The sequence below is a fragment of the Mycobacterium sp. DHQP2018-32-09 genome (assembly GCF_058148405.1).
This window is the reverse complement of the sequence record NZ_JBYVYK010000141.1, coordinates 1-457: the sequence shown is the minus strand read 5'-3', so window position 1 is coordinate 457 and position 457 is coordinate 1. Positions and strand designations below refer to the sequence as shown.

Below are 457 nucleotides of genomic sequence, written 5' to 3'. Positions count from 1 at the left end.
ACCGAGAGCGGCCGCTGACGCGTCCACCGCCGACCGGTTCATCTGACTCCTTCGTACCTGCTGAACCACGGTTCGGGGCACGGTGGCGACACGCGCCCTCACCCACCCCGTAGGCTCATCTTGCTAACGGTTGAACGCATGCGCTAGACCTGTGCACGAACGTGCAGGACGGGAAGTCAGGGATGAACGACCGCTACGAGGACATGTATCAGGCCGCCTCGCGGTACTACGTCCAGGACGAGACCATGGAGAGCATCGCGCGCGCGCTGAAACTGTCCCGTTCCTCGGTGTCCCGGCTGCTCAAGGAGGCCCGCGAGTCGGGGATGGTGCGGATCAGCCTCGCCGACCACCACGGCTCGGCGTCCCCGATGGCCACCGCGCTGAGCCAGATCTTCGGCGTCCGGGTGCACATGGTGTCGGTCCGGGAGAACGCCAACGAGGCTGCCCGCTTCGAGCA

Annotated in this window: 1 pseudogene; it reads left to right on the top strand. The window is 66.3% G+C overall.

Going from position 1 to position 457, the window contains the following annotated elements:
• Window positions 1-182: 182 nt before the first annotated feature.
• A pseudogene (locus AC30CM_RS27060) lies at window positions 183-457 on the top strand (sugar-binding transcriptional regulator); the annotation flags it as partial.